Source organism: Euzebyales bacterium (genome assembly GCA_036374135.1).
GTDB lineage: Bacteria > Actinomycetota > Nitriliruptoria > Euzebyales > JAHELV01 > JAHELV01.
Genome location: DASUUK010000019.1, coordinates 1 through 2,135 on the forward strand (window position 1 = coordinate 1; position 2,135 = coordinate 2,135).

Genomic DNA, 2,135 nt, shown 5'->3' on the forward strand with positions numbered 1-2,135 from the left:
TCACGGGTGCCGCCCGCGACGCCCATGATCAACGCGAAGTTCGACACCAGCCCATCGTTGGCGCCGAACACCGCCGCACGCAGCGACCCACCCACCGACGTGCGGTGGCGCGCGTCGGCGAGCGCGAGCCCCTCCCCCACGCTGTCGGTCGAGGCGAGCGCCAGCGCCCGGCCGTGCGCGGTCTCCTCCTCGACCATCCCTGGCGCGGCATGGACACTGGCGCGGTAGCGGTCCCGGTCAGCTGCCTCGGCACGGACCACCACCGGCAGCACCCGCTCCACGCCGAACCGCCGCGCCACCAACAGCAACAAACGGTCGCGCCACGGACGCGACGGCGCCACCAGCTCGCGGCCGTGCCCTTCCAGCAGCGCCGCCCAGTGCGCGGCATGACGTTCCTCGGTGGCCGCCAGCTCGAGCAGCAGGCTGCGACGGTCACCGTCGACCAACCCGGCCAGATCCCGGTACAACGCAGCGGCCGCGACCTCGTCGCGCCAGAACGTCTCGAAGCGAGCCAGGTCAGCCGCATCAACAGCCGACCAGTCCGCGCGATCGAGCGCTGAGGTACCCATCGACGTCACTCCTCATCGACACTGTGCCGTGATCGGCTCTGAGGCGACAGGCCCAACGGACCGCCGCGCAAGGACGTTTCGCCACACTCGTCGCGGCGGTGAACTCAACACCGCGTCCGAGCCGCGGCGGCGTGGCAGCCGTTGGCTACCGACCAGCAGTCCGTGCCGTTCGTGCCCGCGCGGGCCTGTGCCCAACACTTCTTGTCGTGGCTGCGGTCATGGCGGTGATCCTGGCGGGCGGCGGAGGATCATGCGAGCGAAAGGTTCACGTTCGGCGAGCCGGCCGATCCGGCGGAGGCGTACCGCACCGTGCGCGTGCCATCAGCCTGGCCACTACGACGCCGGGATGGTGGGTGTGATCGAGGTGACACCATGAGCACTCCGGTTCGATCGCATTGCACCCTGATCGCTGCGGCACGAACCGGATCCCACACGCCGGGGTTCCCGAGCCAACGCCTCGACAGCAACCCGCAGTCTGTTCCCGCACGCAGCGACGCGATACAGCGAAGAGCGCCCCGCGCGCAGGCGCGCGGTACGCGAAGCTTGGACGCCGCGGTTGACTGGCATAGCCGCCGTCGCGGTCGTCGTTGGGGCGTGGGCCCCGTGCTCGACAGCCGACCGGGCGCACCGGCCCGAAGGTGTCATTGACGTCGACGCTGCGGTCGGCCGGCTCCGACGGATCGCTGACGCCGAGCTTGGCCCGCCCGTTCCGATGTGTCGAGTCGCCGTCGGTGCTGTCGGCGTGAGAGCACGCAGCTCACGACTGACAAGCACCTGCGAGCCGCGTCCGACCGGTTCTCTGGGAGCGTTCGCCACAGACCCCACACACCTGAGCCGTGACCCGCGCGCGGTGCGTCCGCGAACCGGCCTGTTGGGCGCAGTCGGCATGACCCGATCGCCACGTGCAGGTTGCTGCAAGGTGTGTGTGGCGCGTTTCTTGTCCTGGTCGGCCGTGCTACCGGCGGCTGGCTCGGCGGCTCATCGGTCCGCGGCCGCGTGTACCGCGCGCTGGATGCGTTGCGCGGCCTCGCCGGCGATGGGCGCGATGTCGGCGTTGTCGGCCAGCGCGAGCATGGCGTTGGGGTCGGCGGCGATGATCTCGCTGCCGCCCTGCGGGTGGGTGCGGACCACGACGTTGCACGGCAGCAGGCTGCCGATCGCCGCGTCGACCTCGAGTGCCCGGTGCGCCAACGGGGGGTTGCACGCACCGAGGATGATGTACGGGGCCACGTCGACGTCGAGCTTGTCGCGCAGCGTCGCCTTGACGTCGATCTCGGTGAGCACACCGAAGCCTTCATCCTGCAGTGCGTCACGGACCCGCTGCTCGGCCGTCTCGACATCCGCATCGACGCGGGCGCGGATGGTGTACCGGTCGGTCTGCACATCGGTCACGACGATTCCCTTCCTCAGTCGGTCGTTGTGCGCCACGGTGCCCGGAACAGGTCAAGACAGGCCACCGCACACGCTCAAGATCACATCAATCCCGTGCGTTGGAGGTCCGCACGGCGGCCCCAGCAGGGTAGGCATCACGCGACAATGGTCGCCATGACGACACCAACGGCGACG

At 70.0% G+C, this 2,135-nt stretch carries 2 protein-coding genes; both read right to left on the reverse strand.

Going from position 1 to position 2,135, the window contains the following annotated elements:
• A partial coding sequence (locus tag VFZ70_02650) for a VIT1/CCC1 transporter family protein (GenBank protein HEX6254688.1) occupies nucleotides 1-569 on the reverse strand: 569 nt, incomplete at its 3' end.
• A 978-nt stretch (nucleotides 570-1,547) separates the two neighbouring features.
• A complete protein-coding gene (locus VFZ70_02655; GenBank protein ID HEX6254689.1) occupies nucleotides 1,548-1,961 on the reverse strand; it encodes a DUF302 domain-containing protein in 414 nt (137 codons plus the stop codon).
• Between the last annotated feature and the right edge of the window lie 174 nt (nucleotides 1,962-2,135).